Origin of the sequence: Mycoplana ramosa (genome assembly GCF_041930185.1) — a bacterium.
GTDB lineage: Bacteria > Pseudomonadota > Alphaproteobacteria > Rhizobiales > Rhizobiaceae > Mycoplana > Mycoplana ramosa.
Genome location: NZ_JBHEEW010000012.1, coordinates 162,005 through 168,745, shown reverse-complemented (window position 1 = coordinate 168,745; position 6,741 = coordinate 162,005). Strand labels below are relative to the sequence as shown.

The following is a 6,741-nucleotide window of genomic DNA, read 5'->3' as shown; positions in this document are numbered from 1 at the left end:
GTAGCAGCTGTGCGCATCAAATAAAATCAATGACTTATACTGGAGAAGGTTGGACGTCAGACCCATCCCCTCCGCCATTACCTCCAAATGAAGCGTATCCGGACGCGCTGCGCGGCAGCAGATAGCGTGACGTTCCAAAGGCTCTGCCGGTGCGCGGCAATGCTGGCGCCAGATGCTTACGGTTGCTCCATGAACGGGTCTGCCTCTTTTGACTTTCCGCAAGCCACACTTTGTCACATTTCGATGCCGGGAACGGAAGCCGCCGACCACATCAGGCCCAAACCCTGCAAGACCAATCTATGTTATTGGGCGAAGAAATCGGACCCGATGAGTTCGGATCAATCGCTATACGTATTACACAGCTGTTCGCGTTTAAGCGCGAGAATATCTAGGGCTTCTTCAAGTTGTATGTACCGCTTGGTATCAGGATCAAAATACCGAGGATAAAGAATGTAGGCGCCCGCAAATAATTGTTCAATGGTGAGTCGGCGATTGCGTCGTGGATTTGGCTGACGGTCATCGGTGAGTCCCCATCCCGAGTAGAAAGGGCAGCCTACGGTCGTAACTTTTAGTCCGCGAAGCAGGGCCTCGAAGCCCGACAGCGATGTAATCGTATACACATGGTCGATTGTCGGAAAGCTGTCAGCGAGGCTTATGTCTTTTTCGAGTACACGCGTTGACGCGCCCGCTTCATCGATGCTGAAGGTGTTTGGTGCAATGCCCTTCAATACCTCGGGATGTGGCTTGTAAATGATCTCCGCCGCAGGGTTTTCGTCCCGCGCCAGCTTCAAAAGTTGGCTATTGGTGTATGGTTGGCGACAACCATACGCTATCGAAGCGTCCCGTTCGACTTGGCCGATAACCAGGATACGTTTCGACCTCTTCGGCCCATATAGGTCGGTCGCATCAACTGCTGCGCCGGAATTATACTTGCTGATCCCAGTATGCAGAAGGCGCGCGATACATGCTCTTGACCGTTCGATTAGAGCAGCATCAGCCTCAAAATTGTAACTGGAGAGGATGTTCTCTAAATCTGTCGGGGCTTCGGCATTAAAATACATATCCTGTCTGTCGAAAGTCAACGACATGGGAGGTGCATGAAGAGCGCCTAGCTTTATCGACCGGACAAAACCATCCTCAACATATTGGAACGGTATGTCGCGTTCCCGGCAGAATTTCTTGACTATCGGAAGTCCTTGGTATTGCCAGGTCAAAACTTCGGAGCGGCGATCGCGGAGAAGGCGCCACTTCCAGTGCAGATTGAACTCGACCGGAAGCATTTTAGTTGATGTGAATATGATCCGCCGATCCGGGAACCAATCATGAATGAACGTTTTCCATGGGGTAAAGCCAAACAAGAACAATGGCGGTTTACCTTTCGGCGGTAATTTTCGCGCAAATAACGCCATGACAAGTTGGTAGGGCGCGAAAACACTCACCAGGAGAACTCGAAAGATTATCACCACCATTGAAAGCTTCATTTTGATGCGCGCACGTTAGAGATGGTTGGGTAAGTCGGATGACGGTCTTTTTATTGCGCGATCCGGTCAGTGTTAGAAGTCGTTGCTTGCAAAGGCCGCAAGGGGGAGGTGCCTCGCGGACGGGTCTGCTGCCCGACGTCCCTCACTAATCACTCGCTATTAACCACGTTAACGTTCCGCCAAAGTAGAGATTATTTCTAACCGTACAGCTTATGGGGTTCCCATAGCCAAGTACGCGACGATGATTACGGCTACGGCCTCTTAAGGCGACGCAGTGACGTCTCTCGCGTTGATCGAGATCACGCTATAAAGCATTGAACACAGAATTCAAATATAATGCGCTGCGCGCGCCTCCTGGCGTTCGTCCCTGTAGGAGGTGATCCGCTCTGAGGTCACTTTGCGACGATCCTAGCGATCAAATGGCGCGAGATACTGTTAATCCGGTATCGTTCCCCGGGCGCCATTCATGCCCCGCTGTGACTACAGTGTGACAACGGTAGTCAGGCTAAACCGAGACTAATTCTAATGCAGTGAAGGAAATGGCGCACCCGAAGAGATTCGAACTCCTGACCCCCAGATTCGTAGTCTGGTGCTCTATCCAGCTGAGCTACGGGTGCGTATTTAGCGGTGGGCGTATCGCCCGGCTGCGAGCGAGTTCCTAAATGGTCCGCTGCTTTAATGCAAGCGCCTTTCGGAAAAAAAATTGCACATGGTGGGTGTCGTCTCTGTATCGTCGACAGCGACGAGTGCGGCAAAGCCAGCGAAGATCGTCCGAAATGGCCGCCAGTTTCCGGTAAGCCAGATGCGGGAGGGTTCAAGCACGGCAAGTGACGTTGAGAGGGCAAGGCGCGGCGCGCCCGCCTGTTGCGAAAGCGGGAACCGGTTTCGAGAGACATGCGAGACCGCCAAGGAATCAAAGCGTGCCAGGCGTCTGAAAGGCGCGTGGCTTAGGAGGCCTTGTTGCGAAAGGCGGCCAGGGGGACCGGACGGTCGGGAATCTCTATGCGGAACTGCGTGCCCTTGGCCGCTTTCTCCACAAGCGCAATTGTCCCGCCGTGGGCGAGAACCAGTTCGCGGGCAATGGCGAGGCCAAGGCCCGTGCCGCCCGAGCGCGCCGAGCCGCGGAAGGCGGTGAACAGGTTCTCGCGGGCCTTGGCCGGCATGCCGGGACCCGTGTCGTCGATCGTGATCGAGACGACGCTGCCGGTCCGCACCGCCGCCACCGTTAGCCGGCCGCATTCGCGCTCGCGCTCCGGGTGCTGCGTGAGCGCCTCGAAGGCGTTGCGGCAGATGTTGTGGATGATGCGGAACAGCTGCTCGCTGTCGGCGTCGACCTCCAGCGCCGGGTCGATCTGCAGGACGAAGTCGATCCCCGAAAGCGGGTCGATTGCGAGCATCTCCGACACGTCGACCACCAGCGGCCTCAACGGCAGGAACCGGCGACGCGGCGCCGGTTCGCGCATCCGGCCATAGGCGAGCACGTCGGTGGTGTAGCCGACGGCCCTGTCGATCGTCCGCAAGAGCTTCGGCGCAAAGCGTTTGACGACGGGATCGTCCACAGCGGCCAGCCGGTCCGACATCAACTGCGCGGAGGCGAGGATGTTGCGCATGTCGTGGTTGATTTTCGAAACCGCAAGCCCGAGGTCGGCGAGGTTCTTCTGCTCCCGCAGCGTTCCTTGCAGGGCCCTTTGCATTTCGGCGAGATGGACGCCGGCGACCGCCAGTTCGTCGCGGCCTGCGGACGGCTGCAGCACGCGGGCCGGATCGGTCGGATCGGCGGCGAAGTCGCGCATGCTGCCGGTCATCCGGCGAACCGGGCGGATCAGCATCCGGTTGAGCGCAAAGAAGATCAGGCCGCCGGCAATCGCCGACAGGACGACGGTCAGGAAGGCCACGTTGCGCGCATAGACCAGCATGGCGTTGCGCAATGCCCTGTCCGCCAGCACGATTTCAATCGTCGCATCGCTGTCGCCGATCGGGCCATAGGCGCGAATGATGCGATTGCCGCCGAAGATCAGCGTATCGAACGCGTCGCGAATCGCCGAGAAGGGCTCCACGGCCGCCATGTCATACTGTGCGTCCACCTTCGGCGGCATGTCGGCGATCGCAATCAGCCTCGAGGCGTCATGGCGCCGCAAGGCGATGGCTTTGGTGCCTGTCGCCAGCAACGTTTCGTCTTGCAGCGTACGCGAAAGGTCCTGCTGGGGAAAGCCGTCGGCGACGATTGCCGCGGCGGCAGCGGTGTTCAGCCGGTCGCCGAGCCACCGCACCCGCATGTTGGCAATGTAGGGCACGAAAATCAGCACCTCCGCCAGCATGATGAAGGCGACCGTCAGCAACAGCAGCCTGCCGGAAAGACCGGAAAGCGCGCTCGGCATCGGCACATCGCCCAGCATCGGGGGGGCTTCGTTATCCTTCATTGCGGGCTCCTGGCCATTCCGCGAGCGGCATGGCGGTATGCTGGCGACGAACTCTCCTTGGCCGCTCCGGGTGCGTGACGCCTCTTGCCTGCGCGGCTGCAGGCTGTCGCCCTTATCTCGACGTCGGATCCGCGCGTGCCGCGGTCCTGCATTGAATGCCATCATAGGGGATGTGTCGGCACTTTCCAACCGCACAGCCGACCATAGCGTGTTCGCCGGATCGATCGCGCCGCTTGCGATGCCATGCCGTTTCGCAGTGGTGGCCCTTGCTGCGCAGCAAGATACTTTCAAACGCAAGGGGGCGGCGGAACAGGCCCGCCGCCCCCTTGCAAGTGCTGCGTGGTCGGATCAGAACTCCTCCCAGCCCTCTTGGGCAACCGCCTGGGCTGCGCCGCTACGGCCGCCGAAGGCGCGCGCGACCTGGCCCACCATCCGGCGCGCGGGAGACGCCACCGGCCGGTGCGTCGCCTGAGCGGGGACGGCATGCTGCTGCGCGCCGCCGGTTCGGAAGCGGGAGACAAGGCTTGCAAGGCTGTCGGCCTCGGCGTTGAGCTTATGGGTCGCAGCCGAACTTTCCTCCACCATCGCCGCATTGTGCTGCGTGACCTGATCCATCTGGTGGACCGCGGTGGAAACCTCTTGGAGGCCGGTTGCCTGCTCGCGCGCTGCCGTCGCGATCGAGTGGATGTATTCGTTGATCTTCAAAACGCGGTTCTCGATGTCGGAGAGCGACTCGCCGGTCGCCTGGACATACTTCACGCCAACCGCAACCTCGTCGCTCGATTTGGTGATGAGGCCCTTGATGTCCTTGGCTGCGCTGGCGGCGCGCTGGGCGAGTTCGCGCACCTCCTGGGCAACGACCGCAAAGCCCTTGCCGGCGTCGCCGGCGCGCGCGGCTTCCACGCCTGCGTTCAGGGCAAGCAGGTTCGTCTGGAAGGCGATCTCGTCGATCACGTTGATGATCTGGGTGATCTCACTCGACGCCTGTTCGATGCGGCCCATGGCATCGACGGCGTTGCGAACGACCTCACCGGACTGCTTGGCGCTGCGGGTCGCCTCGCCGACCATGACGGTGGCCTCCTGCGCCCGTTCGGTGGAGTTCTTCACGGCAGCGGTGATCTGCTCGAGTGCGGCGGAGGTTTCTTCCAGCGCGGCCGCCTGCTGCTCGGTGCGCTTGGAAAGGTCGTCCGAAGCCGTGCGCAGTTCGCCCGAGTTGGCGTGGATCGAGTCCGTCGAGGCGCGCACCTCGCGCATCGCGCCTTGCAGGGCCGCCAGCGTGCCGTTGACGTTCGTCTGCAGTTCGGCAAAGGCACCCTGGAAGGATCCGTTCATCGTGCCGGTCAGGTCACCCTCGGCGAGCAGCGCGATGACGCGGCGCGTTTCGTTGATGCCGGCGTCGACGCTGCCGACCAACTCGTTGATGCTTGCGGCGAACCGATTCAGGTCGCCGTTGCCATAATCCTTGGTGATGCGCTGCTTGAAATCGCCCGCTGCGGCGGCATTCACCACCATCGCGATGCTCGATTGCAGGTCGGCGCTCTTTTCGCGCAGGACCTGTTCCTGGGCGTTGAGGTCGCGCACCTCGATGGCGTTCTGGCGGAACACGGCGACGGCCGCGGCCATGTCGCCGATTTCGTCCTTGCGGCCGCCATAGGGCACTTCCGTGGAAAGATCGCCGGAGGCGAGCCTCTTCATCGTCTCGGTCACGTTCTGGATGGGCCGGCTGAGCTGGTTCGTGGCCACGTAGAAGGCGGCTCCGCCGCCAGCGGCAAGTCCGACGACAACCGTAGACAACACAAGCGTGAGCATCAGCGCCTCAAAGGCGGAGATGTCGGCCTTGATGGCATCGAGATTCTCCCGGTCGGCCTTGACGACCGCATCGATCTCCTCCTGGAAGGCCTTGCGGTTGGCGCGGTTCGCCTCATTGTTGCCCTGCTCGTTGGCGGCCTGCGGCGAAACGTCGGTGCCGAGGCGGGCGGTTTCGGCGCGGAAGGCGCGGAATTCCGCCGCGCGGCTGACGACGGCTTCGAACGCCGGCACTTGCGCCTGCGGAACCTTCGGTTTCCATTCGCCGAGGGTCCTGTCGATGCCGTCGAGCTCCTTCAGGATCCCGTCGGCGAATTTCTTTGCCTTTTCCGTCGTGGCCGAGCCGTAGACGCCGCGCGCCTCCATCACCACGGCCGTGACCTGGCGGTTCAGGTGTTCGCCGAGAAAGGCGCGGTCAGCGGCGTTCTCGTACTGGCGCAGTTTTTGGCTGTATTGATAGACGACGCCGAGCGCCATCCCGCCGATAAGGATCGAAATCAACCCCATGACCCCGACGATGAGGTAGATCTTGGTACCAATCTTCATATGCGTCCCCCCAGACACTGTCAGAAAGCGCGGCCCCAGGGCGCGCATTTTTGGGGACGCTATCCGCTAAAGGTTAATGAGAATTCTAACAAACGCGGCGCACAGCCGGCCGGCGGCGTTGCCTTTCAAAGGCACGGACGCGGATGGGGTGGAACGTGGCAGTCCTGCGTCGTAGTATCGGATCCGGTGGTCCGGCCACCCGGAATTGACTTTCCGGCTGCTTTCGCCCTATAAGCCGCCCACGTCCGGACAGGCTCGCCATTCCGAAGGGAATGTCGTGTCCGCGAACGTAACGCTCCTTGCTTAAGCGCAAACCCAAGAAGGGCCGCACACCGCGGTATTAAATAAATGTCGAAGCGTACCTATCAGCCTTCCAAGCTTGTTCGCAAGCGCCGCCACGGCTTCCGTGCTCGCATGGCCACCAAGGGCGGTCGCGCGGTTCTTTCCGCCCGCCGTGCACGCGGCCGCAAGCGTCTTTCGGCCTAAGG

Annotated in this window: 4 protein-coding genes and 1 tRNA gene; 1 reads left to right on the top strand and 4 read right to left on the bottom strand. The window is 60.7% G+C overall.

Features of this window, described 5'->3' with window-relative positions; genetic code table 11:
- Positions 1-338: 338 nt before the first annotated feature.
- The 4 genes from JNC62_RS16270 to JNC62_RS16255 form a co-directional block, all read right to left on the bottom strand.
- Complete coding sequence (locus tag JNC62_RS16270) at positions 339-1,469, bottom strand: capsular polysaccharide export protein, LipB/KpsS family (protein WP_374840064.1); 1,131 nt, start codon at positions 1,467-1,469, stop codon at positions 339-341.
- Between the two features lie 552 nt (positions 1,470-2,021).
- A tRNA-Arg gene (locus JNC62_RS16265) sits at positions 2,022-2,098 on the bottom strand.
- 330 nt (positions 2,099-2,428) lie between these two features.
- Positions 2,429-3,901: an ATP-binding protein gene (locus JNC62_RS16260; protein WP_374840063.1), complete on the bottom strand. Its 1,473-nt coding sequence runs from the start codon at positions 3,899-3,901 to the stop codon at positions 2,429-2,431.
- Between the two features lie 348 nt (positions 3,902-4,249).
- Positions 4,250-6,253, bottom strand: a complete 2,004-nt coding sequence (locus tag JNC62_RS16255; RefSeq protein WP_374840062.1) for a methyl-accepting chemotaxis protein — start codon at positions 6,251-6,253, stop codon at positions 4,250-4,252.
- Between the two features lie 348 nt (positions 6,254-6,601).
- On the opposite strand from JNC62_RS16255, the gene rpmH reads away from it, so the two are divergent.
- Positions 6,602-6,739: a 50S ribosomal protein L34 gene (gene rpmH, locus JNC62_RS16250; RefSeq protein ID WP_108001706.1), complete on the top strand. Its 138-nt coding sequence runs from the start codon at positions 6,602-6,604 to the stop codon at positions 6,737-6,739.
- The last annotated feature ends 2 nt before the right edge of the window (positions 6,740-6,741 follow it).

Bases quoted from the DNA above. Each gene is read 5' to 3' on its own strand.
- JNC62_RS16255 (WP_374840062.1), bottom strand. From the start codon at position 6,253: ATGAAGATTGGTACCAAGATCTACCTCATCGTCGGGGTCATGGGGTTG.
- rpmH (WP_108001706.1), top strand. From the start codon at position 6,602: ATGTCGAAGCGTACCTATCAGCCTTCCAAGCTTGTTCGCAAGCGCCGC.
- JNC62_RS16260 (WP_374840063.1), bottom strand. From the start codon at position 3,901: ATGAAGGATAACGAAGCCCCCCCGATGCTGGGCGATGTGCCGATGCCG.
- JNC62_RS16270 (WP_374840064.1), bottom strand. From the start codon at position 1,469: ATGGTGGTGATAATCTTTCGAGTTCTCCTGGTGAGTGTTTTCGCGCCC.